Below are 26,739 nucleotides of genomic sequence, written 5' to 3'. Positions count from 1 at the left end.
TGATCAGCGACATGGATGTCGCTCGTTGGATTGAGGTACAGGATGTACCTTCAATCCAACAAAAGATTTTTGTTACTTTTGATCTTTCAAAAGTAAAAGCTCACGTTAAATACTAAAATTTAAAAACTCAAATTTTATTCCACAAACAGCAAAGCCAAACGTACCTGATCATAACCCATACGCGGACTGGTCAGTTCCACGATCGGACGTAATTTAATACTGCCGTCATCATTGAAATGATCTGAGTTTTGACGTTTAGTCAGACGCTTATAAATCTTGCGGACTTGTTCAACAACTTCCTCACCCGGATGAGCTACTGAGATATCCAGCCCTTGCTCTTTATGCAAACGTCCTAAATGATTAATAATAGTGGCAGGTGTCAAGCCACGTTCAGTGGCAATATCGGAAATCTCATAACCTTCTTCAAACAATTCACGGGTTTCATCCAAGGTTGCAGTCGCGTAGTTTTGCTTGCCACCATTTTTGGCAATTTTCTTCTCATTACGCTGGATCTCGACTTCATTCAAAGTACCACCACAATGACGGATAAAGGCCTTATGCTGTACAGTCAAATCCACGTTTTCAAAATTCGCTTCAGCTTCATCCGACAGTTCCCGAAAGCGGCGATCAGCTTTAATGGCAAGACTATCCAGTTCCAGAGCCTGTTCATTAAAGCCTTTCAAACGTAGACCATTTAAGCTTTTCAAACGGGATAATGCTACATAACCTTGACCTTTTTCAAAGGTATGGCTCAAGTCAATCTCAGCAGCTTCTAGCGTCATGCCTTGAGACTTATGAATGGTAATCGCCCAAGCCAGACGTAATGGAATCTGCTGGAAACTGGCAATGGTTTTGCCTGCTTCATTATCCACCGACCAGGTTTCAGGCTCTACAATCAGGGTAGTTCCATCTGTCAGTTTGACCTTTGGCAGAACGCCATGCTCATCATCATCTTCAAAGCCGATCACTTCACCTAAGCTGCCGTTGATATAGCCCATATCGAAATTATTTTTCACGAACATGACTTTGGCATGTTTTTTCAGGGTTAAGGCTTCGGGTGCACGGACTGAAGACTTCAAGGTTTCTATCAGTTTTTCATTACCATCACATTGCGCATCAAACTGGCGGGGATCCTGATCAATTTCATTCAGATGCTTAAAGTTAATGCTGTCGACATCCATATTGTGGGTATAGAGACGTGTATAGGTATCGCCAATATCCTGCTGACGTGTACCCTGTAGCGCTGAACGATGTTCAGGTGAAATGGCCTGCGCACGAATGGCATTCAGAATATCATTCAGATAATCATTACCCTGACGATGCTGCTCGGTCAGATAACAAACCCGAAACTTGGCTTCAACCCAGGCATCCGACATAAAGCAGAATTTATCGCGGTTACGTTCATCATTTTTTCCAACGGGTGGCAACTGGAAAAAGTCCCCTGCAACAATGACCTGAATCCCGCCAAAAGCTTCATCACTTTCCTTGAAATATTTCAGCACCTGATTGACCAGATTGAGCTGCTTGGCATGCAGCATAGAAATTTCATCAATGATCAGGACTTGCGCATTTTCCAAGTGTTCTTTCAGGTATTTACGCTCTTTCATCCGCTTCAGGTCTTCTTCAGACAAAAAGTCTTTGATCCCAATTCCTGCCCAGGTATGTATGGTCATGCCATTCATATGCGTTGCCGCAATACCAGTCGATGCAGTAATCGCGACCGATACCTTACGGGCTTTCAGATAATTAATATATTGATTGAGCGTATAAGTTTTCCCTGCACCCGCAGAACCGGTTAAAAAGACATTTTCCCCTGCTTTTAAGAGCTTAAGTGCAGTTTCCTGTTTCATAAAAGAGATACCGTAAAAGAACGGCTATAGCCTAACGATTTTTGCCGGAAAAGTTAAGCTTCACGGATAGAAAAGCACTGAATCCGGTCAAGCCTGCAGGTTTAACCAGTTAATAAAATGCTGGGCAATATTGATATATTCAACTTCCGCTTTTTGATTATTTGGGTACTCAAGCTGGTCAAAGATGACTTGATCATTCTGCAACTGGCAGCCTAAAATCAGAGGTAACTTGATGGCAGGATGTGACATGCGAAAAGCCACATATTCACCTTCGACTATACGCTGTGCATAACTTGCAGCCAGACAGTTCCGGAATATTCTGGCCTCTTCAATAATCCGCTCTAGTGTTTTCAACTCCTCAAAACGCCAATTAAAATACAGTAGAAAATGTGCCTGTGTGAGCGGCCTCCAGCTGGCAAGCGCAAAGTCTTTTTTGAGCTTGGCAATAATTTCCTGCTTCTGAATCTGCTCATGCCAGGCAACTGCCTGCATAAATAAACTGGTCCAGCTTAAATTCTTAGGCACTTCTGTTTGAGTAGAAAAATACTCCGGCAGATAATCGCGGATATAACCGTCAAAACAGGATTCCCGCACATGCCGGGCGTGTAAATAAAAACGCTTCCTGAACTCTACAAATGGAATCTGGTTACGTTGTAGCACGTTATAAAAATTACGGTCTTGCTGAGTTTGAGGCCGAATATAAGCCAGCACATCCTCAGGCAAATCACAGGTAATCTTATACAGATGCTGCATATAAGCTTGCATCACTCGGCTTAAGTTGGCATAGACCCTTTTAGTTATCTGATCATCCATTGCCACTACATCCCGCAATAATCCGATCCATTCATCCAGATATAAAATCGATGGACTAATCGCAATACGATGATCCTCAATAGCCTGACGCGTCCCTTTGAGAACAACTGTTCGATTCAGCTCATGCTCAAACCAGTGATGCTGAAGGGCATATTGATGAACATCATCAATAAACAGACGTGCTGCGATATATTGAAAATATTGCAAGGTAGCTAAAACAATCTGCGGATGAACATGATGCGTATCGATAAAGCTTAAAGCTGTTGCCGCCACCCGCACACTGCTATGTTGAATATTGCTGCTCAGCCAATCCAAAATTTCCGCAGGCTGTTTAAATAACCAGTTCACTACCCGATGACAGTCAAATAAAGGAAGTTTGGCGACTTTTTTCTGCCATAAATAAGGATTATTTTCCAGAAAATTGCGTTTGGATAGCAGATCACTCCGATGCCAGCTATCACGATTCATCAGCCGGACAAAGCCCAGTAGATGACTTTGCTCTTCGGCATGCCGATACAGCAAACGGATATCGTCAATATGGTCATTCAGCTCATGCAGATTGAACCGGTTTTCAAAGGATAAAGAGATAATCCGGTAGGTCGCTGGGTGCAGAAACTCAGGCGCACTGAAACAGAATGCATCCAGACTGTCCATCACTGACTGAATCGATAGAAACTCATCTGGCTGCAAATATTGCAAGGAAAAGATTTGCTGTAGCTGTTTTAAAACATGCGCCGGAATCTCATGTCCACTTTGAAGACAATTACTGATACAAGGCTGAGTATAAACTTCGGCTTTAATCATAAAGGAGTCGATGATTTCAGCCTGCACAAGCGACATCTGTTTTAAGCAATTAGCAACTCGGTCAGGCGCATTAACCCATATATAGACTTGATCAATAATAAGTTGACGGAGCTGTTTGGCTTTATCACGTAAAAACAAGGAATGCTGGGGCTTTAAATCCCCAGTCAGAAAGTAAATATCCTGAAAGAAAAACTCTTCCAAAGCCTCTGCTTTAGCCAGCCTGGAATCAATCTGCATTTCTGCTAAGGCATGGGGACTTTCCAGATTTAAATCTTGAGGTGTATATAGCTGTATATTTAATAAGCCATTAAGCAGATCAATTCGATGCTCATCCTGATGAATCCTGAACAAATTCTGGGCATTCACATGACCAATAAGCGCCATTTGATCCAGATACAGCTGATTTAACTCAGGAAAAATACTGAGGCATTGTTCAGCGAGCTGTCTGAATGGCAGTAACAAACCCTCCTGTTCCATATTTCCCCCTTCGTTTTAACCCTATTGAGTTACAGACCTACTGAATTTCAATCCTTTAAAATCGCTTTTTCCTTTCTATTACAGAAATTGAAGCATGGTGATTTTTTAGACGATTCGATCTCAATGTAAAGCAAAGCAGGAATGATGAAAAGACCTAGACTTCATCTTGCCGACGTCTGTCAGCCAACAGTTCTAGCCCCTGATAGATCTTGTGTTGTAAATACTCACGAAAATCAATCAGATCATTCTCGTGCTGCACATGATGAATTGGCTGCCGCGGCATAAACTGAAAATAAAAAGGCAAGCGTTTGGGAAACAGATTTTTAGGTAAGGAAGGAATCACGTCACCATGACGTAATAATTTATTGAGTTGGGGAATTTTTAATAATTTTTGAAAATACTTATGTTGAATGATCTTATTGGCATCAAATCCAATCTCATAGATTTCATCACCGCCCAGTGCAGCAAAAGGGACTATATCGTATTGAAACTCTTGAGCCAGCTTAAGGAAGCCATAACGCTCTTTCCAAATCAGCTGATACTGCTCACCTTCCCGTTTCAGCACTTCACGGCCACCCCCCCGGAAAGACCAGAATCGAGTAGCCTTGCTGCATGGCCGAGCGGACATAGTCCTGTATGCCATCAATAGCGCCAAATTTCTTCACTGCTTCACGCCATAGCGGCACATAAAAATGGCTATGATCAGCAATACTGACCACAGCCACTTGATGTTCATTGTACAGGTAATCAATCGGCATTGGCGCATCAAAGATGCCATACATGGAATGATTACCGACATACATTGCAGGTCGACTGGCATCAATATTTTCAGCCCCTAAAAAAGTAGGCGTGAAATACAGTTTGGATAAGGCACTTAAGCGCCTGATCCATGCTGCGTCATGCTTGACCTGCAAAATATACTCCCGGCTTACGCCACGCGTTTTTGTACCAGGATTGAACCCACTGAATAGCCTGCACCAAATGAACACAGTACGCCATATTCGCCGTCTTCAACTTCATTTGCAGTACGATGTAAGGCAATGATGACACCTGCGGAGGAAGTATTGGCAAACTCATTCAGAATGATAGGTACCAGACCTGGTTTGGCATTTTCTTTACCCACTACCAGTTTCAGAATCAGTTCATTCATGCTGGCATTGGCTTGGTGCAACCAGAAGCGTTTTACATCTGTAGGTGCAATATGATTTTTCTCAAGTTGAGCAGTAATCATCTTGGCAACCAGTGGACACACTTCTTTAAATACCTTACGACCGTCCTGACGGAAACGTTTGTCGTCAATATCTGCATTTTCAGACGTATTCAGGAAACCGAAGTTATTGCGGATATTGTTTGAGAACTGGGTAAATAATGATGTATCCAGAATCTCGAAACCGGTTTTAGTTTCAGTATCTTCAATGATCGATGCAGTTGCGACATCACCAAAAATAAAGTGACAGTCACGTGAACGGAAATCGGTATGTGCAGAGGTAATTTCGACATTTACCAGCAATACACGACGTGCACCTGCTTTGATGGCATCGGCAGCCTGTTTTAAACCAAAAGTTGCTGCTGAACATGCGACGTTCATGTCATACGCATAACCTTGAATACCCAGAGCAGTCTGGATTTCAATCGCAACCGCAGGATAAGCACGTTGCAGATTTGAACATGACAGGATCACAACATCGATATCTTCAGCAGTGACACCAGCATTTTCCATCGCCTGTTTTGCTGCGATCACGCCCCATTCTGCCTGAAGGGAAATTTCATCATCTGAACGTTCACGTAGATTTGGACGTAAACGTTTTGGATCGAGGATGCCAGTTTTTTCTGACACATAACGGCGTTGTACGCCTGACGCTTTTTCAATAAATTCTGCGCTAGAACCACGACGCGCATCTAATTCGCCTGCAGCGATTTTATCTGCATTTTCGTGATTATACAGTTCCACATAAGCATTTAAACTTTCAACTAACTCTTCATTGGTAATGACATCTTCCGGATGGAACAAGCCAGTACCCGTAATACGGATGCCCATGTAAAACTCCTTCTCAAAATGACCTATATCTTAACTGATTCCAAGACGTTCCCATACTTTTTGCAGGCGAGTTGGAGAAATGGGTGTTTTCGTTTTCATCGGTTGAGAAAACAATGAGATCCTTAACTCCTCAACCATAAAATACAATTCTTTAAGGCGAGCGTCATTTTTAAACTTAAATAATTTTTCCATCCACGGATCAATTTGGTCAATGGCGGAATCATCCCTCTGTAGGTTATTTGGCAAGCGCTCTAAACGCAAGATCAGGGCTTTCAAATAACGTGGAAATTCTGACCATACGTCGGAAGGTTTCCGATAAACGAAGTCAGAAAGACTCATCAAATCAAGCTGATCCTCAATATCATCAATATTTTTTCCAAATATAGATGGGTCTAAAACCAGTAATTTACGACGAATTTCCTGCCACTGGATATAAATATCCGTGATTTCTTTCAGTGCAGTCTGGCCATGAGTCAGGAAAGATTTTTTTACATCCTCTACCAACTTTTGGAACTCTTGCATATTGACAGGCAGCTCATTAATTGACAGGTGGAGTGTGGCATAAACTAACATTTGCTCCAGTTGGGCCTTATCGCCAAGCGGTGAATATGCCAGTGCCAGCGGTTTGGAAATCTGTTTTTTCAGCTGACGCACCAGATCTCCGAGCTGCATATGCACCAGCCGAATGATCCCTTCACGATGCTGTTTGACGGCTTCAGCCTGATCATTAAAGGTCTGAATCACGACACCAGATTCATCTTTCTGTTCCAGTGCAGCAAAGTCTTTGGTAGGAACCAGTGCCTGATATTGCTTAACGACTACACCCGTCACTTTCTGCGATGCTTCAAAGACAAAGTTTTCCGGGAAGGTTTTAAATTCACCTTTTAACTGTTTCACCGGGCTATGAGTTTCAGTACGGCAACGGGCTTTTAGCTCGGCCAGATCACGGCCTTGTTCAATCACGTGACCTTTTTCATCTATCACCTTGATCAAAGGCAAGAGATATTGCTCAACCCGATCCAGACTAAAATCTTTTTCTGTAATCTGCTCGCCACGCAACTGGAAAGCCAGAAAACTGAAAATATGCTCACGTAAATTTACCGCATCAATACGGGCTGCTAGCTTTTTCGCAGTATCTGGAATCGGCACCAGACTACGGCGTTTATCTTTAGGCAAAGTCTTTAATAAAGCTTCGATCAGTTCCAGACGCCAGCCTGGAACCCCCCATGACCAGATATTTTCATCGACCTGCGGCAAAGCCTGCAGCGGGATTTTAACCGTTGCACCATCTTCATCATGACTTGGGTCAAAACGGTAACTGGTCGCCAGACGCAATTCACCATTACGTAAATAATCCGGAAACTGTTGTGTGGTTGGACGATCATTCAGCCACAGCGCATCATCATCAATAAACAGATAACGTGGATCATGTGGCTCTACCGTGGCACGCCAGTCTTCAAAACTACGGCGACTCGCCACTTCTGGCGGCACTTTGGAGGCATAAAACTGGTAAATGGTTTCTTCATCCACGACCAAGTCACGACGGCGTAGCTTGTCTTCTACCCGTTCCACTTCTTCCAGTTTCAGCAAATTATGCTTCAGGAATGGGGGATTAATACCGAGATTTCCAGTGGTCAGTGCATCACGCAGGAAGATTTCATGCGCAGCAGGCTGATCCACTTTCTCATAATTGACCGGACGCTTCGGCTCGATGATCAGGCCGAATAACGAAATCTGATCATAGGCATTGACTACACCTGCTTTTTTCGACCAGTGCGGCTCAAAATAGTGATGTTTCAGCAAGTCACGCGCAGCTAGCAGAATCCATTCCGGCTCAATTTTCGCTAGAGTCCGTAAATACACCTGCGAGGTTTCAACCATTTCAAAAGCCATCACCCATGGGGTATTGGTTTTGTGCAGCGTTGATGCCGGGAAAATTCGTGCTTTCTGCTGACGAACTGCCATAAACACATTACGTTCATCAGTCTTGTTGGCAATAAAAGACAGTAAGCCAGTCAATAAAGCGCGATGCAGATTTTCATAACTGGCTTTCTTTTCATTAAAGGACAGTTTTAAGCCTTTAGCCAGATCCACCAGCTGCTCATGAGTTTTCTTCCATTCACGCAGACGTAACCAGCTCAGGAAATGATTCCGTGCAAAAGTACGACGTTTGTTTTCGCTCATACTTTCACAGTTATTATGCAGGGTATCCCAGAGCTTGATATAAAACAGGAAATCTGAATCTGCTTCACGGAACAAGGCATGTTTCTGATCAGCCTGCATCTGCTTATCCGCAGGACGTTCACGTGGGTCTTGTACTGCCAGCGCCGCGACAATTACCAAAGCTTCATTCAGTGCACCAAAATGGGCACCGCCAAGAATCATTCGCGCCAGACGTGGATCAATTGGCATTTTTGCCATTTGCTGACCGATCTTGGTTAATCCCCCTTGTGTTCCCCCTTTATTAAAGGGGGAAGAAGTTCCCGACTGCTTTTCGTCGGCAACTTTAGGGAGATTTTTCTCTGTCATTGCCCCAAGCTCAATCAAGAGCTTGCGACCATCATTGACCAGGCGGTGATCTGGTGGCTCAATGAAATCAAAATCTTCCAGTGAACCTAGGCCCAGACTTTGCATCTGTAAAATAACGGATGCCAGATTGGTCCGTTTAATCTCAGGTTCGGTAAATTCAGGACGACTTAAAAAGTCCTCTTCACTGTACAGACGAACACAGACGCCTGGCGCAATACGGCCACAACGGCCTTTACGCTGATTGGCAGCAGCTTGAGAAACCGCTTCGATCGGTAAACGCTGCACCCGTGAACGATAGTTATAACGGGAAATACGGGCAAAACCGCTATCAATCACATAACGAATATTCGGAACAGTTAATGCTGTTTCTGCTACGTTGGTGGCGATAATAATCCGTCGACCGCCGCCCGATGGATTAAAGATTTTTTGCTGTTCAGCCAGTGCCAGACGCGCATACAAAGGAAGTACTTCAGTATGGCGCGGACCATGCTTGATCAAGGTTTCCTGCAGTTCACGAATTTCCTGTTCGGTACTGGCAAAAATCAGGATATCAGCATGTTCCGGATGACCTTTTTCCTGTGCATCCTGAAAACATTCTTCTACTGCTGCAACCACTGCGCGTGGCAGATTTTCTTCAAAATCATCAAACTCGTCGTCATCACTGCCGACAATGCTCATTTCAGAAATTGGACGATAACGCACTTCTACCGGATAGCTACGTCCCTCCACTTCATAGATCGGTGCGCCATTGAAGTAGTTACTGAAACGGTTTACGTCCAGCGTTGCCGAGGTAATGATCACTTTTAGATCTTTACGACGCGGCAAGAGCTGCTTGAGATAGCCCATGATGAAATCGATATTCAGCGAACGTTCATGCGCTTCATCGATGATAATGGTGTCGTATTTGGTCAGGAACCGGTCATTGGCCAGCTCTGCCAATAAAATACCATCCGTCATCAAACGGACGATCGAATCCTGCGAGCCCTGTTCATTAAAACGGACTTTAAAGGAAATTGACTCACCCAGTTTCTCGCCAACTTCTTCTGCAATACGCTGTGAGACGCTACGCGCAGCTAGACGACGTGGCTGGGTATGGCCAATCAGACCAGTCAGGCCTCGACCTGCCAGCATGGCGATTTGTGGTAATTGCGTAGTTTTACCGGAACCGGTTTCACCAGCCACAATAATGACCTGATGTTGCTGGATCGCTTCAATCAGCTTGTCTGCATACTGGGTAACAGGCAGATCCTGATTCAGCTTGATATTGGGAATGCGTTCGATACGCTGCATGACTTTGGCATGCGATTTTTCAAATAATTCTTGATATTGCTTTTGGTTGGCATCTTTACCTTTTTGGAGTCGATTTAAACGATGACGGTCACGCGCCATAACGAGCTGATCTACATTTAAAGGACTCTGCACTGAGAAAACACCTGATATAAAAAAAGACAATAGGCAGCTATTTTACGCTGTATTGCCCCTAAGCGAAAGAACGGCCATTTTGAATATTTTTATAATTTTTTAATTTTTGCCCTTGAATTTTACTGCTTGCGGCATCATGTCTGAATAGGCATTAAATCGGGGTGAGTCTTGTCATGATGTATTCACCATTCTACGGTTGAATCATTTATATCAAGAGCAATGCTGTTTGTGCTGATGGTGTTTTATTTTTAGCTTAATTCGGTTTTTCCGATGTATGTTATGTAAAAATACTGTTTCAGCAAGAAAAATAATTTCTGTACCCTATTGGAAATTAAATACAAACCTCAATCATGGAGACAATGATGAGCTTAATTAATACTGAAGTTAAACCGTTCAAAACAACTGCGTTCCAAAATGGTAAATTCATCGAAGTAACAGAAGCTGACCTTAAAGGTAAATGGTCTGTAGTATTCTTCTACCCAGCTGACTTCACTTTCGTTTGCCCAACTGAACTTGGCGACCTTGCTGACAACTACGAAGAATTCAAAAAATTAGGCGTTGAAATCTACTCAGTTTCTACTGACACTCACTTCACTCACAAAGCTTGGCACGATTCTTCTGAAGAAATCAAAAAAATCCAATACGTAATGGTTGGCGATCCTACTTGGACTCTTGCTAAAAACTTCGACGTACTAATCGAAGCTGACGGCCTTGCTGACCGTGGTACTTTCGTGATCGATCCAGAAGGTAAAATCCAAATCGTTGAAATCAACGCTGGCGGTATCGGTCGTGATGCTCAAGAACTTCTTCGTAAAGTTAAAGCAGCTCAATATGTACACGCTCACCCAGGCGAAGTTTGCCCAGCTAAATGGAAAGAAGGCGACGCAACTCTTGCTCCTTCAATCGACCTAGTTGGTAAAATCTAATCTGTATTAGATTGAACTGATTTAAAAAAACCACGCTTTTAGCGTGGTTTTTTTATTTGAACATTTATTTGATTGCTCTATTGGCCAAACGTTTTATTTTCCTTTTTCTTCTATCTAAAGCCATCCTGCCAAATCTTTATTTTTCACTTTAAAGATCATATAAAAATCAGGCATGCATATTGCATCCTCTCCATAACAATCCCCTACTTATGCTTACAATTCAGTTATACATCTTCAATGTCAGTTGGCATAAGTTCAAGACATAAGATAATAATATTCAGTGGAGGAAAACGTATGCAAAAACTGCTAACCGTGATCTCATGGGCTTATAGTCCTTCTAGCCGCCACCTGAAAATCATTTATAGCAATGGCGATATAGAGCTCTACCATCCTGTTCCCGAATTTGTTTATGACAACCTGTTAAGACGACAAGATAAAATGGCCTTTGTACAGAAATATCTTGAATACAACTTACATTTCGACCGAGTTTGCCTGTTTTAATTTAACTAATTTCTGCTTAACGATAAGTCACTATGAGTAAGCCAGCTCCAATCGGCAATGTACTCATGATAAAACCTGAATCCTGCTGGATCAGCTGAATAAATTCTTCTACTTCCGCAGCATGTGAAATCACATTATCCACCAGCAATACTCCACCTTTTGGCTTGAGCAATCGGGCCAAATGGGTCCAATAATCCACATAAGCATCACGTTCCGCATCTAACAATATAAAATCAAATACGTCCTGCTCAGCTTGCAGATAATACAAGGCATCTGTCACTTTAAAATCAATCAAATCCTTTAAGCCTAGCTGATTTGCATACTGCTCGGCCTGCGCAACTCTTTCTGCATCTATTTCTAATGTTGTAATCATCGCTTGAGTCTGCCGGGCAGCTTCGGCCAGCCATAAAGTGGAATAGCCTGTAGAAGTCCCAATTTCCAGAATACGTTTGGACTGCTGGGCACGAATGAGTAATGATAAAAATCGGCCTGATTCAGGCTCAATATTTCGATAACGTTGCAGACGTTCAGTTTGCTGAAGATCATGCGCATGAAAGGTCTTATACAGTTCCTGCATAAAACTTTCAAAATGTTGTAATTGATTCATTGCTCTTCCCTGAGGTGATCTAAATAAATTTTTTATGGATTGATTAAAGTGCCTGAACCAATTTAAAGCGTTCTACTTCACGATCATCACTGGTGATAATACGTTCAGTAAACATGGATAGTGGTCGTACCCAAATTGAATAGTCCCCATAAAGGCATTGATAAACCACTAGTTTTTCTTCTGTTTCACTATGCCTTGCCATATGCAGGACCTGATAAAGCTTGCCTTTATAATGTTGATAAATACCGCGTTGTAATTCCATCGTTCAACTCTCAAATGCAGAATTCCAATCTTAACCGAAAAAGAGCAATATCATTCTAAACTACTTGAAAATTCATGCTAAGCACCCAGATATAAGCTTGAAATTAATCATGAATTTTTCAATACATTTGCAAAACCGATTAAATTTATAAAAACAAACTGTTTTATCTATTTATCGATTTAGCTTAGTATCTACTTATCGAATGAATTCTTACTCCTTTGGAGACGTTAGCAATGTTAGATCAAAATACTTTAGCTCAATTAAAAACACTACTTGAACGTTTGGAAGGCCCGATTGAATTAGTGGCAACTCTGGATGGCTCTGACAAATCAGCCAAAATCAAAGAACTGGTTGAGGAAATCGCCCAGCTTTCTGATCTAGTGACTGCCCGTTTTGACGGTACCAACAAACGTGCACCAAGCTTTGGTGTGGCAAAAGCCGGTGAACAGCCTCGTGTGTTCTTCGCAGGCTTGCCGATGGGCCATGAGTTTACTTCCCTGATTCTGGCATTGCTGCAAACTTCAGGCTATGCACCAAAAGTCTCTGCCGAAGTTCTGGAATCGATTAAAGGTTTGGGCATCAAATCTGACTTTGATGTATTTGTCTCACTCAGCTGTCATAACTGTCCGGATGTTGTTCAGGCATTGAACCTGATTGCTATCTATAACCCGGGTACAACAGCCACCATGATTGATGGGGCTTTCTTCCAGGACGAAGTGGAAGAACGTAAAATCATGGCCGTACCGATGGTCTTCCAGGACAATGAACATATCGGTCAGGGTCGTATGACGCTGGAAGAAATCATTGCCAAACTGGATACCAATGCCGCAGCCAAAGACGCGGAAAAACTGAATGCCAAAGATGCATTTGATATCCTAGTGATTGGTGGTGGACCTGCAGGGAATACTGCAGCGATCTATGCAGCACGTAAAGGCATCAAAACTGGCATCGTGGCTGAACGCATGGGCGGTCAGGTGATGGATACCATGGACATTGAAAACTACACATCAGTGCAAAAAACCCAAGGTCCGAAATTTGCCGCTGAAATGGAAGCACACGTGCGTGAATACGGTGTTGACATCATGAACCTGCAACGCGTGTCTGACATCAAAGGTGCAGATCGCACAGCCAATGGTCTGGTAGAAGTGACTTTAGAAAATGGTGCCAAACTTGAATCTAAAACTGTGATTTTATCTACCGGTGCACGCTGGAGAGAAATGAATGTTCCAGGTGAGGCAGAATACAAAACCCGTGGCGTGGCTTACTGCCCACACTGTGATGGTCCATTGTTCAAAGGTAAACGTGTTGCGGTAATTGGTGGTGGTAACTCCGGTGTAGAAGCTGCGATTGACCTTGCAGGTATTGTTGAGCATGTAACGCTGGTTGAGTTCGATACTAAACTTCGTGCGGATCAGGTATTGCAGGACAAACTGAACAGCTTGCCAAACACCACCGTAATCAAAAATGCGCTTTCTACCGAAGTGATCGGTGATGGTTCACAAGTCACAGCGTTGAAATACAAAGACCGTGCAACTGATGAAGAGCACACTGTTGAATTGGCAGGTATCTTCGTTCAGATCGGTTTGTTGCCAAACACCGACTTCCTGAAAGGAACCGATGTTGAGTTAACTAACCGTGGTGAGATTGTGATTAACGAGCGCAACGAAACCAATGTGAAAGGTGTGTTTGCTGCAGGTGACTGTACCACCGTTCCTTACAAACAGATCATCATCGCGACTGGTGAAGGTGCCAAAGCATCATTATCTGCCTTCGATTACATCATTCGCTCTGGTCAGTAAGATTTAAAATTCATGAATTAAAAAAGCCCGCGCAATGCGGGCTTTTTTTATATCTTAAAGATATCTTAAAGCTGACTTATTCCTGTAAAAGTTGAGCAGCCAGTTTTTCAATATTTCCCATTTCAGGATGTACAGCAGCAACATTAGCTAAAATCGTGACCGCCTTTTTCTTGTTTAAATCAATCATCAAAATAGCAGAATGCCCTGCGGTATTTCCCCCATGCCAGATGATTTTGGTGCCATTTTCCTGTTCTCGCACAAACCAGCCCAATCCCAATTGGTAGCTACCTGCTTGTTCTGTGGTTGCTTGCTGAGTTAATTGTACTGCCGCATTTTTTGCATCGAGTTGAGCTTGTGCAAATCTGGTTAAATCTGAAGCTGTAGAGAGTACACCGCCCGCAGGTAAAAAGGTATCAAATGCCCAGGTGGTGATTTCTTTTCCTTGGGCATCAAATGCAGACACAAGTTGCTTAGCTGCTTGATCAGGCGAGGTATAGCTATGTTTCATCCCATACTTTTTAAAGACATATTCATTGAGTAACTCAGCAAAATCCTTATTTTGCGATTGACTCAAACTCTGTCCCAATAAAGCCACAGCCAAATTAGAATAATGTGGCACTTTTCCACTGTTATTTGCATGTTCAAGCTCTAAGGAATTTTTTAAATATTCTTCCAGTTTAGCTGCATCATATTCCTTATATGGATCAGTATCATCATCTACTTCCAAATTACTCGGTAGTCGTGGCAGTCCAGACGTATGATTGGCTAAATCCTGAAAGCGAACCTGGATATTGTCCTTGAATGGAAAGGCATAATAAGGATTAATCTTGTCATCCAGTTTAATTTTATTTTGTGTCACCAGTTCAGCCAATATGGTTGATGTCATCACTTTGGTCAGAGAACCAATTGCAAAGATTTTATCCTGATTGGCCTGGGCCTGGATTTTGTCCTTATGCTTCTGTACTCCATAGTAATGGGGTTTGTCCTGATCTAATACCGCTATCGCTACTTGAGTTTGTTCTGGAAAAGTACGAGTAGCCTGATAAATTTTCTCTGCAATCGCTTTTGGATAGCCTTGAATAGCATTGACTGTCTTATTATTTGCTGCGGTAGATTCGATATAGGGCGTAAATAAAAGGCCGGAAATCTGTTGATCATTATTCAAACTCATGCTGAGTTTCAGACGGTCTTTTTCAAAGTTGGCCTTATAGACTGCAGTCTCTTTACCTTTAGACTCTATATACTTAAGACTTTGTATTTTGCCGAGTTGCTGCTGTAAGTCTTTAGAGACTTTTTCAAACATATTTAAAGGAATCGCCTTTTTCGCTTCAGGTGAAAACTTTTCAAAAATTGCTGCATAATTTTGCGCATTAAAATCCTGCTGAAACTGGGCAATAACTTCCTTTTCAATATCCGATTGTGCATAAAGACTGCTCATATAGAGCAAGGATGATAAAAACAGTGATATTTTCTTCATGAGATCAGTATTGTTCCTTAAGTTTATAGGGCACTTTCATAAAAATTATTGAAATTAAACATTTTTATAGACTTAATACAGTGCAACGAATAGTTAAAAAATAAGCAAAATATATTCCATATCATTCTATTTTTTAGGGCAGATCAATTCATCCAAGTTTTTGCCCTGTCTATTTCCCATTTTATACTTGTTGTTCTTAAGCTCCACTCGAACTGGTTCAAAAATTGCTTATGAATTGATAGATAGCATAGTTAATTATTCCAGAGAAATTTCTCGGAATAACTTAATGATGTTATGTACTTAGCCAATTATTATTTGTTTTCCTCACTGAGACTTGGGTAACTTTTTGTTATATGACTTGTCAGCGTCTAATTGCATCATTAACATGACATGCAGACCTGAAATAAAAGTCCGTGAAAGATAACAAAAAAAATATCAGAAATGTAATGGAGCTTAGCAATGTACTATCAATATCACTGTGCGTGCTGCGATAAAGTTGTGGAAGCTGGCCAAAAAGAATGTCATGCCTGTGGCTCACATAATATTCGCAGCCCTTATGGTTTTTGGATTTTATGTCTGGTGGCCTGTCTGGTTACTGCAATCGCGTTCAAGGTAATGCATGTTTATATCCAGTCACAGCAGCAGGAAGTGCCAGCTCAGTCGTCTTTATTTGATGTGCTGCAACAAGATAATAAACGTCCGCGCTAATTTTTTATCCTCCAGCAAGACCTGACTTGGATCAGGTCTTTTTTATGCGTTTTTAACTTGAATATGAAACGCTGCCAGAATAGAAAATTTGAATTACAATAAGTCATCTTGCAGTGAGAGATGAAAATGGTTCAGTTAATTAAAAAAGGCGGCTTACGTGAGCGTGCCAATCGCAGTCGCAGTTATCAGGGTTCGGAAAATACTGAGGCCACCCTTAAACCGAATCGTTATCAGTCTCCAGTGCAGAAACAGGATCATCCAGTTTCTGACGCTTCCGCTGCACAGCAGCTTTCTAACGAAAACTCCTCTGTCACTCCATCAAATTAAGATTTTTAGTTCATTAGAACTAGCGCGTCATACCATAACCAGACTGCAAAAATCAGGAATAACCCGCCTGAAATCATATCGATATAACTTCCTGATCGCTGGTAAGCCTCTTTAATTTTGGGATGGGAAATTAATAGCATCAGTAAAGTAAAAGTAATAAAGGTTTGCAGCGGAATAATCACTGCCAGTTGCGCTTTTAAATAATCAGAAGCTGATGAGCTCAGTGCAAGTGAAAATACGCTACTGAAATAGATCAGGGTTTTAGGATTCGACAGATTAGTCAATAAACCCTGCATAAAGTAACTTTTTGGTGTTTCTACCGTATTTAAATCATCTTGAGCTTGATGCCTGTTCTGAAAACCTTGACATCCACCTTTTAGCATGGCCCAGCCCATTTTGGCCAAAAATAGCCCACCGATGACCATCAATACTTGCTGAATCCAGGGAAACTGATCGATCAGTACGGTAAAGCCAGCTAGCGTCAATATCACCCAAACCACGATCCCCGCTGAAATTCCGGAAATCACCTTTAAGGCATTCATACGTGTCGTAGAAGCAGCACTTTTTGCGATAAGTAAAATGTCAGGACCCGGGCTTAATTGAGCAACAAAATGCAGAAAACAGATGGTAAAAAGCAAGGACATTTAAAAAAGATCAAATGGTAAAAAAACTATTATAACTTTTGTTTAATGAAATTAGAAAGTTCCAATAAAAAAGCCGAATCATGAGATTCGGCTTGAAGTATTTATATTGAAAGCGTGATTTTATTTCTTGTTCACATCTTTCATTTCAATTTTCTTGGCTTCCGGGGTCACTTCACGAGCTTCACCATCAATAATGGTTGAATCACCATGACCACCCTGCTGGTTCTGCATATCTTGCATTTGACGCATCATTTCAGCAAAAGGGTTTTGGCCTGCGCCGCCACCGACATCGCCCATCATGCCACCCATCATTTTTTCCATCATGGCTTGCTGACGTTTCATCATCATTTTCATCATGGCTGCCTGGAAAGCACGTTGTACAGGTGGAATCAGCATTAATACCGCAAGTACATCACTAATCAAACCAGGAATCAGCAGGAAAAAGCCGGCTAAGATTTTAGGCAAATTATTTGATAATGCCGGATCTGCACTCATCTGTCCCATCTGCATTTGCTGCATTTGTGGCATTACACCGGCCGAATATTTCCGGATCAGGTTCATACCGATAAAGAAAGCCGCCACGAACCAGAAAAATACGTACCACATGCTCCCGACAAGGTCACCCACGCCAATCCATACAAATACTTCGAGGACTAAGCCGGCCAGGATAATAAGAAATAATTTCATGAAAATTAATCTAATCTCAGTAAAATAAATATTAGGATGCTGTAATCAACTGCTTCATCAGGATCAAGCTTTTTTGATACGCTTATGTAACAATATGGGCATTATTTTATTTTTAAAGTGCAGGCATGTCATTAATTATTGGGATTGATCCCGGTTCGCGTCTAACAGGTTACGGTATCATCCAAAAAGAAGGTTCAAAACTCACTTTTGTTGATGCAGGAACGATTAGAACTGAAACAGCGGAAATGCCTGAACGTTTAAAACGAATCTTTGCTGGTGTCGAACGGATTGTCAAATTTTACGGCCCGACCGAGGCTGCGGTGGAACAGGTGTTTATGGCACAAAATCCGGATTCTGCTCTTAAACTGGGTCAGGCTCGTGGTGCGGCAGTCGCAGCCTTGGTGAATCTGGATCTGAAAGTTGCCGAATATACGGCACGGCAGATCAAACAGTCTGTTGTGGGCTATGGCGCTGCAGACAAAGAACAGGTTCAGATGATGGTTATGCGTATTCTGAACCTGACAATCAAACCGCAACAAGATGCTGCCGATGCACTTGCTGCTGCGATTTGTCATGCTCATGCTTCAGGCAGCATGAGTAAAATGGCCGTATTGAATGCCTTAGGCGGTATGGCACGCGGACGCAGCCGGGTCAGCACCCGTCGTCGTTAGTCTTTAGTTAATACTTTAAAATCCTGAAAATCCGCGTCTTGAAGATTCAAACTCTGCTGATGAATTGCAGTGACTTCTGCACGTTGTGATCCAGTTCTGCTGAGCTGGATCATGTCCTGAACAATCGCTTCCTTCCCAACAATGACAGCCTCGACTTCGCCTGTTTCCAGATTACGCACAAAACCCTTTAAACCTAATTGAATTGCCTGTTGTTCAAACCAGCGACGGTAGCCCACGCCCTGCACTTTGCCCTGAATGATCAAATGAATGGCCTGCATTTTTATTGTCCTTAGTGGTTCACAACCTGGTAAATGGCATGTTTCATATCTTGCGCCTGCAAGCCACGTTCACCTTTTTTCGCCAATACATCACCGGCAAGTGCGTGCAAAGTTACGATTTCATGTAAATGGGTGGCATCTTTAAATTGGGCTTTCAAACTTGCGATCATGCCAGCAAGTACATCTCCCATTCCTCCGGTTCCCATACCGGCATTGCCTGCGGTACAGATGAAAAGAGCATCTTCTAAAATCAGGCTACCTGAACCTTTGAGCACCCATTGTCCCTGATATTTTTGCTGGAGCTGTTGAATTGCCTGAATACGATCTGCTTCGACTTCTGATGCTTTCATTTCTAACAAAGTAGCCGCTTCACCCGGATGTGGTGTTGCATAAGTATGGGCATTCAACTTTTGTGGTGATTTTGCCAGAAACCACAAGGCGTCTGCATCGAGAACTGTCTCCAGTTCTGATTGCTGAATCAGGTCAAACCAGTATTTATATTGCTGTTCAGCCCAAGTATCTCGTCCTAACCCCATACCAAAACAGACAGCATCCACATGACGAACTAAAGCTTGGCGTTGCTCAGCATCTAGCGCATTAATATCACGCAGCATGATATTCGGAGTACGTGACAAAATGGCAGTATGATGTTTGGCATCACAAACCACAGTGACCTTACCTGCACCGGCAGCAAAGGCTGCCTCAGCTGCCATAATGACCGCACCGCCCATATCGGCATGCCCCCCAATTACGAGCACATGCCCATAACTGCCCTTATGTCCAAAAGCTTCACGTTTAGGCAGATGAATTTGAGTCGAGGAAATTTGAGCTATCGGCACAAGTTCAGCATCGGGAGGAATAACCGAGATGACCTCTACCTTGCCGGCATATTCTTTGCCTCGTCCGGTAAATAGTCCCGCCTTTAAACCTAAAACAGTAAAACTATGATCTGCCTTAATGGCAACCGGCAAAGACTGGCCTGTATTGGCATGCAGTCCGCTTGGAATATCCACTGCAATTTTAAGACCTTGCTGGGCATTAATGCTTTGAATAATCTGTTGCCAATTTTCATTCAGATCACGGTTCAAGCCGATCCCAAATAAGGCATCAATATAGACATCATATTGTTTCTGAAAATTAAAACCTGAATAAGTGGGTATACCGATTTGCTGAGTTTCCCGGATTGCTTGAGCCAGATCCTGTGATGGATCGGGTTCTGCTGCATAAATATCTATTTCAAAACCGGCCTGTTTTAAATATTTACCTATCAGATAACCATCACCGGCATTATTACCCTGACCGCAACACACAGCGATTCGGGTCAATTGCTGTTGTTCCAACAAAGGGATGAGTCGCTGCGCAATCGACCATGCTACCTGTTGCATCAAACCATAAGAACTATTTTGCTTGCCAAACCAGCGCTGCTCCCATGCTTGTATATTGCGGCTATGATAAACTTGCTGCTGCATTTCTTATTTCCTGTTTCTGGTTTATGACAACACCCGATTCCCAAGCGCAAATCCAAGTTTATCAACAAGATCCCCATGAACTGAAAGCGTGGATCAAAGCGCAGGCACGAGAACTGGGTTTTTCTGATTGTGTCATTGCCCAACCGGATGCTCAAGCAGAATTAGTCCGCTTGCAGGAATATTTAGACCGCGGCTATCACGGTGATATGAAGTTTTTGGAAGAAAATCTGGAAAAACGTGCCGATCCCACACTGCTTATTCCCAATACCAAATCCGTGATCTGTGTACGAATGGATTATCTGGTCGATCTTCCAGAACCGCGTCTAGTGCCCTATGCACCAAATTCTGCGATTATTGCCCGTTATGCCCGTGGTCGTGACTATCATAAGACCATGCGCGGGCGCCTAAAAATGCTGGCTTCTAAAATTCGGGAAAAAGTCGGTGAATTTGAATCTCGCCCCTTTGCAGACTCTGCTCCTGTATTTGAAAAATCCCTGGCCGAAAGTGCGGGCATGGGCTGGACCGGTAAACATACTTTATTAATCCATAAAAAATCCGGGTCTTTCTTTGTTTTAGGTGAGCTGTTTAGCTCACTGGAACTACCCTTTGATGAGCCTGCAAGCAAACATTGTGGTTCATGCACAGCCTGTATTGATATTTGCCCGACACAGGCTATTGTTGAACCGTATATGCTGGATGCACGTCGCTGTATTGCTTATTTAACCATTGAGTATAAAGGGATCATTCCAGAGGAGTTACGTCGAGGGATTGGTAACCGGGTCTTCGGTTGCGATGATTGTCAGTTGATTTGTCCGTGGAACAGCTTTGCTCAAAAAACTAATATTGAAGATTTTCACCCCCGACATGGACTGGATCAAGTGAGTTTACTGGATCTCTGGCAATGGGATGAAGCTACATTTTTAAGCTCAACTGAAGGCAGTCCATTACGCCGTACCGGCTATCAGAGCTTTATGCGCAATATTGCGATCGGCTTGGGTAATGCGCCTTTTGATCCACAGATTGTCCAGGCATTACAAGCTCAGCAGAATCAACATGATGAGATTGTACAAGTTCATATTGACTGGGCCATACAGGAACAACTGGCAAAATCCCGGTAATTTTCAATTTTTACTTCGGTTCACATTTTCTCGTCAAAGCCTTACACAGTTACTGTGCAAGCTATGGCATAAAGGAAAAAGAATAGAAATAAAGCCGGAGGTGGATATGCAAAAGTCATCTGATACACAACATCAAAATCAGGAACAGCTTGAAGAGTTGCAACATCAACACCAGAAGCAGCAACAACAGCAACAGCAGCAGTCACAACATGGCCCGCTTGGCTCTCCAAAAAATAATCAGCACGAACAAGATGAACGTGTATTAAACAAGCAACATCGTAGTGATTTACAAAACCAGAATATTCACGGAAATCATCGTGAATAAACTCCGATCAAGAGTTCAACTACAAAGCTCACCTTGTGTGGGTTTTGTTTTTTCTATAAGGTCATATTTTGCTAATGAAGATGGCGATACTTTTACTTAAGATGGAGCCTGATAAATAAATATGAACAAGGATGGACAGATGAACAGTATTGATCCGATACGTAATGATTGGTCTCGTGCAGAAATTGAGGCCCTGTATCAACAACCTTTAATGGATTTGCTCTTTCAGGCTCAACAGGTTCATCGTCAATATTTTGATGCCAATGCCGTTCAGGTCAGTACCCTGCTCTCTATTAAAACCGGTAAATGCCCAGAAGATTGCAAATACTGTTCTCAGTCCGCACATTATGACTCCAAACTCGAAGCGGAAAAACGAATCGCAGTAGAAAAAGTAATTCAGGAAGCAAAAGAAGCTCTTGCCTCTGGCAGTTCACGTTTCTGTATGGGAGCAGCGTGGCGTAATCCGCATGAACGTGATATGCCTTATGTACTGGACATGGTACGTGAAGTCAAAGCACTGGGACTCGAAACCTGTATGACTTTAGGCATGCTGAATGCCTCACAGGCAGAACGCCTGAAAGATGCAGGACTGGATTATTACAACCACAATCTGGATACGTCACGTGAATACTATTCACATATTATCAGTACCCGCAGTTTTGATGACCGATTGGATACACTGGATCATGTGCGTCAAGCGGGTTTAAAAGTGTGTAGTGGTGGCATTGTCGGCTTAGGTGAAAGTCGTAATGACCGGATCGGTTTATTGTTTGAGCTTTCTACCCTTCCAATTCATCCGGAATCTGTGCCTATCAATATGCTGGTGCCAATCGAAGGCACACCGATGGCAGATGTTGAAAAACTGGATGTGATTGAATGGATTCGAACTATTGCAGTGGCCCGCATTCTGATGCCAAAAAGTTATATTCGTCTTTCGGCAGGCCGTGAATCACTGACTGACTCAGATCAGGCATTAGCATTTATGGCGGGTGCCAACTCGATTTTCTCAGGCGAAAAACTGCTAACGACTCCAAATACAGCCAAAGGTCGTGACCAGCAGCTCTTTGAAAAATTGGGACTGGTAGCAGAACAACCTAAGCCAAGCATCCGCGCATTGGCGACTGATGCAATGGCAAGTTAATTGAAATAATTCAAGATGCTGAAAAGTTATGTGCAGTAATTAAAATGCCATAACTGGCATTGAGATAATCACCGATCCGGATCTGGTCTGTTCCATTGGCATGATGTACGACCAGTTCCTGCGTCAGTGCATCAAAACTAAAAGAGTCATAACAGTCCTGATGCAGGCTTAACCAGTGTAAAGTGTCAGCCAGATTTTCATCTACAATATAGGTTTTGGCATGGAAATCTTTGCTCATTTAAGCCTTCTCATCATGTGGTACTGGTAATGATTTTAATGGATATGAGTTTAGATTAAATATAATGGATATAAAAAAGTGAGCATATCGCTCACTTTTTCTTGCAGTATTTTTTAATCTCTTTGGGTACCACATTTGCGGCATTCCCAATCTGCCCCAATTTCCTCCATTTGCTGGTATTCATAAATGTGCAAGCAGAATAGTTTTTTCAGTAGTTGAAGCATTATAAAACTCCCGTTTCATCATTTTTAAAATACGCTTCTTTAGGCACCCTTCCTGAGTGTCGATTTGTTGTTCTGGATAAAAACCACCTCTAACTTATAACCAGAATTTTTCAAAATGTAAAACCTATTTCATTCATTTTTTCAACTTTCCGATAAAGTTAAATTTCAATTGATTCATGCTTTTAATTAGCATCTGTGATCTATATCTCAAATACCACTTATTAAAGATTCTCTACTATAAAAAAAGCGAACCGAAGTTCGCTTTTTTGCTTTTATTTAGAAGAAACCAGCTGGCTTGGTTGAATAACTCACCAACAGGTTTTTGGTCTGCTGGTAATGATCCAGCATCATCTTGTGGTTTTCACGACCGATCCCAGATTTCTTGTAACCACCAAAGGCTGCATGGGCCGGATAGATATGATAGCAGTTGGTCCAGACACGACCCGCTTCAATGGCACGGCCAGCGCGATACGAGGTATGTGCCGAACGTGACCAGACACCAGCACCTAGGCCATAAATCGTATCGTTGGCAATCTTGATGGCATCATCAAAATCTTTAAAGGTGGTTACTGCCAGTACCGGCCCAAAAATTTCTTCCTGGAAGGTACGCATATTATTGGTGCCTTTAAAGATGGTCGGTTCAATGTAGAAGCCTTGCCCGACTTCCTGACGTACACCGCCACCAACAAGCACTTCTGCACCTTCGCCGCGACCTGTTGCAATACACCCCAGAATCTTGTCCTGCTGTTCCTGCGATGCCTGCGCACCAATCATGGTTTCAGTATCGAGTGGATGACCAGTTTTAATACGTTTAACCCGATCGATTGCCAGTTCCAGGAACTGATCAGCAATACTTTCCTGGACCAAAGCACGTGATGGACAGGTACAGATTTCCCCTTGGTTCAAGGCAAACATGGTGAAACCTTCCAGTGCTTTTTCCAGATAATCATCCTGCTGCGCCATGACATCTTCAAAGAAAATATTTGGTGATTTACCACCAAGTTCCAGTGTCACCGGAATAATATTTTCAGTGGCATATTGCATGATTTGCTGACCTACAGCAGTCGAACCAGTGAAGGCAATTTTGGCAATACGCGGATTCACAGCCAGTGGACGGCCGACTTCAACACCATAGCCATTCACGATGTTTAATACACCTTCAGGTAACAGGTCCTGAATCAGTTCAGCCAGTACCAGAATACTGACCGGGGTCTGCTCTGCCGGTTTCAGAACGATACAATTGCCTGCGGCCAAAGCCGGTGCCAATTTCCATGCTGCCATCAAGATCGGGAAGTTCCATGGAATGATCTGACCAACCACACCTAAAGGCTCATGGAAATGGTAGGCAATGGTATCTTCATCAATCTCAGAAATGCCGCCTTCTTGCGCACGGATACAGCCGGCGAAATAGCGGAAGTGATCAATCGCTAAAGGAATATCAGCAGCCAGGGTTTCACGGATTGGCTTGCCATTGTCCCAGGTTTCAGCCACCGCCAGCAGTTCCAGATTGGCTTCGAGACGATCAGCAATTTTGAGCAGAATGTTAGAGCGAGTCGTTGGAGATGATTTATTCCATTGTGCTTTAGCTTTATGCGCAGCATCCAGCGCCAGTTCAATATCTTCCACGCTAGAACGTGGCACTTTGGTAAACAGCTTGCCATCTACAGGAGAAATATTATCAAAGTATTCGCCTTTGACTGGCGGCACCCATTGCCCACCAATAAAGTTGTCATACTGGGCTTTGAAATGAACTTTTGAGCCAGGCTGGTTCGGATCGATATAACGCATATGTATTTCCTTTGCTTATTTTAATCTTTAAAAATGCTGCATCTACAGCTTTGGTATAAGGTACATCCGTACTCTATTTAGTTAACATACGCGTTATAAGGTTGGAGAAAGGTTGGCACTCAACCGATTTACATTTCTTTTGATTCCTCATAAAAACAATAATAATTACATTTGGATGTAAATCATGAATTATTGTGAGAATAAGGAATGATGACAGAACAGAGCTTGATACAACAAAGGCAAAAAATTGATCAGCTTCGTCAAAGCAGCAGTTTATCGCCTTCACATGCAGCACAACTCGAACAGAGCATCGTTAGCTCCTGGCAACGCTCTTCTTTAGCCGAGATTCCCAAAAATCGTCTGGCTGCCCCATTAACAGATATAAAACAAATCAGCACTTCTTCGGCTTTAAGTCATGCCTTGGAACATTGTGCTGAAAGTTTGAGGCATATTGCCGAACAGTCCTCTATGGTTTTGGCCGTTGGAGATATTGGCAGTACGGTACTATGGCGGGCCTCCTGCCCTGAATTGCGCACAATTGCTGATAATATTCACTTAGTTGAAGGCGGTCAGTGGCGTGAGGAACTGGTCGGGACCAATGCCCTTGCCCTGTCGATCAAAACCCAACAATCGAGCTGCGTGTTTTCCAGCGAACATTACATGCCTTCCGTGCAGGATCTAGTCTGTTATGCCTCCCCCATTATTGATCCTTATTCCAAACAGATTCTAGGGGTTATTGATCTGTCCACCCACTGGCAAAAACATAATAGCTTAGGGCTATTAGCAGCCGAACGTTGTGCATCCATCATTCAATCTGCTTTACTGGAATCGCAAAAACAGCGTTTATATATTCGTGCCTTTTCTGTCCCGCAGGTCATTTTTAATGGTAAAACCCTGACCATAACCCCACGCCAGACTGAAATTCTCGCTATTCTGGCTTTATTCCCACAAGGTTTAAGTCTGGATCACTTGCATCAGGCACTTTATGGCGAACGTAAAGTCAGCATGGGTACGCTAAAAGCTGAAATGTCACAGTTACGAGATATTCTGGGCGGTATGCTTGGTTCGCGCCCTTATCGATTGCTGGCGCATGTTGAAGCAGACTTCCTGCAAACCGAACAGTCTTTAGATGCAGGTTATATCGATTCAGCCTTAAAACTTTATACTGGAGTTTTTCTGGCAAAAACTGAAAGCCCATTTTTATGTGCATGGCGGGATTGTCTGGAATCACGTCTCAGTGATGCTATTTTCAAAGCCAATGAAACTGATGTGCTGCTGAAACATGTAGCACGTTTTCCTGAAGCAATTGATGCGGTTGAACGTCTGATTGAACTGATGCCAAAAGGTCATCCAGCACATCAAACCCTGCTTAAATTTCAGGATATTTAAAAATCAGATCATTTCTTGTTTGGCTTCTTGTTAGCAAGATAATTACGGCTATCTTCCATTGAGAAGATTCCAACTTATAAAAATATAAAAAGCATTTAACTAGGGTGTGTTGACACTTTTAGCTTAAAAAAATAGCGAAGTAGTAAAATCAAATCGCCAAACCCAATTTTACTATTCGCTATGCCTCGTACCATGCTGACAGATCAACACTGGCAAAAGTTGAAAGT

23 protein-coding genes and 1 pseudogene are annotated in these 26,739 nt (G+C 42.7%); 10 read left to right on the top strand and 14 right to left on the bottom strand.

Annotated elements, in window-relative coordinates; genetic code table 11:
- Positions 1 to 134 precede the first annotated feature (134 nt).
- From FTV12_RS03150 to hrpA, 5 genes and pseudogenes are all read right to left on the bottom strand, one after another.
- Complete coding sequence (locus tag FTV12_RS03150; RefSeq protein WP_180033485.1) at positions 135 to 1,850, bottom strand: AAA family ATPase; 1,716 nt, start codon at positions 1,848 to 1,850, stop codon at positions 135 to 137.
- 87 nt (positions 1,851 to 1,937) lie between these two features.
- Positions 1,938 to 3,944 (bottom strand): hypothetical protein, encoded by a 2,007-nt coding sequence (locus FTV12_RS03145; protein ID WP_180033484.1) that lies wholly within the window; start codon positions 3,942 to 3,944, stop codon positions 1,938 to 1,940.
- Between the two features lie 154 nt (positions 3,945 to 4,098).
- A pseudogene (locus tag FTV12_RS03140) lies at positions 4,099 to 4,858 on the bottom strand (1-acyl-sn-glycerol-3-phosphate acyltransferase).
- A gap of 14 nt (positions 4,859 to 4,872) precedes the next feature.
- The gene (locus tag FTV12_RS03135; protein WP_004784039.1) at positions 4,873 to 5,982 is read right to left on the bottom strand and encodes a beta-ketoacyl-ACP synthase III; all 1,110 of its coding nucleotides are present in this window, start codon (positions 5,980 to 5,982) and stop codon (positions 4,873 to 4,875) included.
- Between the two features lie 30 nt (positions 5,983 to 6,012).
- Entirely contained in the window at positions 6,013 to 9,933 is a 3,921-nt protein-coding gene (gene hrpA, locus FTV12_RS03130; protein WP_179992420.1) for an ATP-dependent RNA helicase HrpA, read from the bottom strand.
- Between the two features lie 362 nt (positions 9,934 to 10,295).
- Here hrpA and ahpC point away from each other — a divergent pair, with 362 nt between their 5' ends.
- Positions 10,296 to 10,859, top strand: a complete 564-nt coding sequence (ahpC, locus tag FTV12_RS03125) for an alkyl hydroperoxide reductase subunit C (protein ID WP_004784041.1) — start codon at positions 10,296 to 10,298, stop codon at positions 10,857 to 10,859.
- A gap of 294 nt (positions 10,860 to 11,153) precedes the next feature.
- Positions 11,154 to 11,360 carry a KTSC domain-containing protein gene (locus FTV12_RS03120; RefSeq protein ID WP_004784043.1) on the top strand — a complete coding sequence of 69 codons (207 nt, stop codon included), beginning with the start codon at positions 11,154 to 11,156 and terminating at the stop codon, positions 11,358 to 11,360.
- Positions 11,361 to 11,376: 16 nt separating this feature from the next.
- Here FTV12_RS03120 and FTV12_RS03115 read toward each other — a convergent pair whose 3' ends face one another.
- Together FTV12_RS03115 and FTV12_RS03110 are read right to left on the bottom strand one after the other, a co-directional pair.
- Positions 11,377 to 11,967 (bottom strand): O-methyltransferase, encoded by a 591-nt coding sequence (locus FTV12_RS03115; protein WP_166139405.1) that lies wholly within the window; start codon positions 11,965 to 11,967, stop codon positions 11,377 to 11,379.
- Between the two features lie 43 nt (positions 11,968 to 12,010).
- Positions 12,011 to 12,229 (bottom strand): DUF1653 domain-containing protein, encoded by a 219-nt coding sequence (locus FTV12_RS03110; protein WP_166139403.1) that lies wholly within the window; start codon positions 12,227 to 12,229, stop codon positions 12,011 to 12,013.
- Positions 12,230 to 12,462: 233 nt separating this feature from the next.
- Between FTV12_RS03110 and ahpF the strand changes: the two genes are divergently transcribed.
- Complete coding sequence (gene ahpF, locus FTV12_RS03105; RefSeq protein WP_180033483.1) at positions 12,463 to 14,028, top strand: alkyl hydroperoxide reductase subunit F; 1,566 nt, start codon at positions 12,463 to 12,465, stop codon at positions 14,026 to 14,028.
- Between the two features lie 76 nt (positions 14,029 to 14,104).
- On the opposite strand, the gene FTV12_RS03100 is transcribed toward ahpF, so the two are convergent.
- Positions 14,105 to 15,505 (bottom strand): serine hydrolase, encoded by a 1,401-nt coding sequence (locus FTV12_RS03100; protein WP_180033482.1) that lies wholly within the window; start codon positions 15,503 to 15,505, stop codon positions 14,105 to 14,107.
- Between the two features lie 459 nt (positions 15,506 to 15,964).
- On the opposite strand from FTV12_RS03100, the gene FTV12_RS03095 reads away from it, so the two are divergent.
- On the top strand, positions 15,965 to 16,213 hold the full coding sequence (locus FTV12_RS03095; protein ID WP_004784054.1) for a hypothetical protein: 249 nt from the start codon (positions 15,965 to 15,967) through the stop codon (positions 16,211 to 16,213).
- 126 nt (positions 16,214 to 16,339) lie between these two features.
- Positions 16,340 to 16,540 carry a hypothetical protein gene (locus tag FTV12_RS03090; protein WP_005236199.1) on the top strand — a complete coding sequence of 67 codons (201 nt, stop codon included), beginning with the start codon at positions 16,340 to 16,342 and terminating at the stop codon, positions 16,538 to 16,540.
- A 5-nt stretch (positions 16,541 to 16,545) separates the two neighbouring features.
- On the opposite strand, the gene FTV12_RS03085 is transcribed toward FTV12_RS03090, so the two are convergent.
- Positions 16,546 to 17,184 (bottom strand): LysE family transporter, encoded by a 639-nt coding sequence (locus tag FTV12_RS03085; RefSeq protein ID WP_180033481.1) that lies wholly within the window; start codon positions 17,182 to 17,184, stop codon positions 16,546 to 16,548.
- A gap of 120 nt (positions 17,185 to 17,304) precedes the next feature.
- The gene (locus FTV12_RS03080; protein WP_159124495.1) at positions 17,305 to 17,871 is read right to left on the bottom strand and encodes an FxsA family protein; all 567 of its coding nucleotides are present in this window, start codon (positions 17,869 to 17,871) and stop codon (positions 17,305 to 17,307) included.
- Positions 17,872 to 17,996: 125 nt separating this feature from the next.
- On the opposite strand from FTV12_RS03080, the gene ruvC reads away from it, so the two are divergent.
- Positions 17,997 to 18,542, top strand: a complete 546-nt coding sequence (gene ruvC / locus FTV12_RS03075) for a crossover junction endodeoxyribonuclease RuvC (protein ID WP_004784062.1) — start codon at positions 17,997 to 17,999, stop codon at positions 18,540 to 18,542.
- Here ruvC and FTV12_RS03070 read toward each other — a convergent pair.
- Together FTV12_RS03070 and FTV12_RS03065 are read right to left on the bottom strand one after the other, a co-directional pair.
- On the bottom strand, positions 18,539 to 18,820 hold the full coding sequence (locus tag FTV12_RS03070; protein ID WP_180002180.1) for an acylphosphatase: 282 nt from the start codon (positions 18,818 to 18,820) through the stop codon (positions 18,539 to 18,541). The genes ruvC and FTV12_RS03070 overlap by 4 nt on opposite strands.
- Positions 18,821 to 18,831: 11 nt before the next feature.
- Positions 18,832 to 20,289, bottom strand: coding sequence for an NAD(P)H-hydrate dehydratase (locus FTV12_RS03065; RefSeq protein ID WP_180033480.1), 1,458 nt, complete (start codon positions 20,287 to 20,289; stop codon positions 18,832 to 18,834).
- Positions 20,290 to 20,312: 23 nt separating this feature from the next.
- On the opposite strand from FTV12_RS03065, the gene queG reads away from it, so the two are divergent.
- The 3 genes from queG (at position 20,313) to bioB (ending at position 22,873) form a co-directional block, all read left to right on the top strand.
- Positions 20,313 to 21,407 (top strand): tRNA epoxyqueuosine(34) reductase QueG, encoded by a 1,095-nt coding sequence (queG, locus tag FTV12_RS03060; RefSeq protein WP_159124491.1) that lies wholly within the window; start codon positions 20,313 to 20,315, stop codon positions 21,405 to 21,407.
- 106 nt (positions 21,408 to 21,513) lie between these two features.
- Positions 21,514 to 21,732, top strand: a complete 219-nt coding sequence (locus FTV12_RS03055; protein ID WP_005236211.1) for a hypothetical protein — start codon at positions 21,514 to 21,516, stop codon at positions 21,730 to 21,732.
- A gap of 139 nt (positions 21,733 to 21,871) precedes the next feature.
- The gene (gene bioB, locus FTV12_RS03050) at positions 21,872 to 22,873 is read left to right on the top strand and encodes a biotin synthase BioB (protein ID WP_179993091.1); all 1,002 of its coding nucleotides are present in this window, start codon (positions 21,872 to 21,874) and stop codon (positions 22,871 to 22,873) included.
- A 10-nt stretch (positions 22,874 to 22,883) separates the two neighbouring features.
- On the opposite strand, the gene FTV12_RS03045 is transcribed toward bioB, so the two are convergent.
- Positions 22,884 to 23,111 (bottom strand): hypothetical protein, encoded by a 228-nt coding sequence (locus FTV12_RS03045; protein ID WP_125279759.1) that lies wholly within the window; start codon positions 23,109 to 23,111, stop codon positions 22,884 to 22,886.
- Positions 23,112 to 23,611: 500 nt separating this feature from the next.
- The gene (locus FTV12_RS03040) at positions 23,612 to 25,123 is read right to left on the bottom strand and encodes an aldehyde dehydrogenase family protein (RefSeq protein WP_180014192.1); all 1,512 of its coding nucleotides are present in this window, start codon (positions 25,121 to 25,123) and stop codon (positions 23,612 to 23,614) included.
- 207 nt (positions 25,124 to 25,330) lie between these two features.
- Here FTV12_RS03040 and FTV12_RS03035 point away from each other — a divergent pair, with 207 nt between their 5' ends.
- Positions 25,331 to 26,512, top strand: coding sequence for a helix-turn-helix domain-containing protein (locus tag FTV12_RS03035; protein ID WP_166139384.1), 1,182 nt, complete (start codon positions 25,331 to 25,333; stop codon positions 26,510 to 26,512).
- The last annotated feature ends 227 nt before the right edge of the window (positions 26,513 to 26,739 follow it).

The organism is Acinetobacter sp. YH12233 (assembly GCF_013417725.1).
GTDB lineage: Bacteria > Pseudomonadota > Gammaproteobacteria > Pseudomonadales > Moraxellaceae > Acinetobacter.
Note: the sequence above shows the minus strand (reverse complement) of the source record. Positions and strands in the feature narration are given on the sequence as shown.

Bases quoted from the DNA above. Each gene is read 5' to 3' on its own strand.
- FTV12_RS03110 (WP_166139403.1), bottom strand. From the start codon at position 12,229: ATGGAATTACAACGCGGTATTTATCAACATTATAAAGGCAAGCTTTAT.
- FTV12_RS03145 (WP_180033484.1), bottom strand. From the start codon at position 3,944: ATGGAACAGGAGGGTTTGTTACTGCCATTCAGACAGCTCGCTGAACAA.
- FTV12_RS03080 (WP_159124495.1), bottom strand. From the start codon at position 17,871: ATGAAATTATTTCTTATTATCCTGGCCGGCTTAGTCCTCGAAGTATTT.
- FTV12_RS03090 (WP_005236199.1), top strand. From the start codon at position 16,340: ATGGTTCAGTTAATTAAAAAAGGCGGCTTACGTGAGCGTGCCAATCGC.
- FTV12_RS03055 (WP_005236211.1), top strand. From the start codon at position 21,514: ATGCAAAAGTCATCTGATACACAACATCAAAATCAGGAACAGCTTGAA.
- FTV12_RS03115 (WP_166139405.1), bottom strand. From the start codon at position 11,967: ATGAATCAATTACAACATTTTGAAAGTTTTATGCAGGAACTGTATAAG.
- FTV12_RS03045 (WP_125279759.1), bottom strand. From the start codon at position 23,111: ATGAGCAAAGATTTCCATGCCAAAACCTATATTGTAGATGAAAATCTG.
- FTV12_RS03150 (WP_180033485.1), bottom strand. From the start codon at position 1,850: ATGAAACAGGAAACTGCACTTAAGCTCTTAAAAGCAGGGGAAAATGTC.
- bioB (WP_179993091.1), top strand. From the start codon at position 21,872: ATGAACAGTATTGATCCGATACGTAATGATTGGTCTCGTGCAGAAATT.
- ahpC (WP_004784041.1), top strand. From the start codon at position 10,296: ATGAGCTTAATTAATACTGAAGTTAAACCGTTCAAAACAACTGCGTTC.
- FTV12_RS03040 (WP_180014192.1), bottom strand. From the start codon at position 25,123: ATGCGTTATATCGATCCGAACCAGCCTGGCTCAAAAGTTCATTTCAAA.
- FTV12_RS03035 (WP_166139384.1), top strand. From the start codon at position 25,331: ATGATGACAGAACAGAGCTTGATACAACAAAGGCAAAAAATTGATCAG.
- FTV12_RS03100 (WP_180033482.1), bottom strand. From the start codon at position 15,505: ATGAAGAAAATATCACTGTTTTTATCATCCTTGCTCTATATGAGCAGT.
- FTV12_RS03085 (WP_180033481.1), bottom strand. From the start codon at position 17,184: ATGTCCTTGCTTTTTACCATCTGTTTTCTGCATTTTGTTGCTCAATTA.
- ruvC (WP_004784062.1), top strand. From the start codon at position 17,997: ATGTCATTAATTATTGGGATTGATCCCGGTTCGCGTCTAACAGGTTAC.
- FTV12_RS03065 (WP_180033480.1), bottom strand. From the start codon at position 20,289: ATGCAGCAGCAAGTTTATCATAGCCGCAATATACAAGCATGGGAGCAG.
- FTV12_RS03070 (WP_180002180.1), bottom strand. From the start codon at position 18,820: ATGCAGGCCATTCATTTGATCATTCAGGGCAAAGTGCAGGGCGTGGGC.
- FTV12_RS03135 (WP_004784039.1), bottom strand. From the start codon at position 5,982: ATGGGCATCCGTATTACGGGTACTGGCTTGTTCCATCCGGAAGATGTC.
- FTV12_RS03095 (WP_004784054.1), top strand. From the start codon at position 15,965: ATGTACTATCAATATCACTGTGCGTGCTGCGATAAAGTTGTGGAAGCT.
- FTV12_RS03120 (WP_004784043.1), top strand. From the start codon at position 11,154: ATGCAAAAACTGCTAACCGTGATCTCATGGGCTTATAGTCCTTCTAGC.
- ahpF (WP_180033483.1), top strand. From the start codon at position 12,463: ATGTTAGATCAAAATACTTTAGCTCAATTAAAAACACTACTTGAACGT.
- queG (WP_159124491.1), top strand. From the start codon at position 20,313: ATGACAACACCCGATTCCCAAGCGCAAATCCAAGTTTATCAACAAGAT.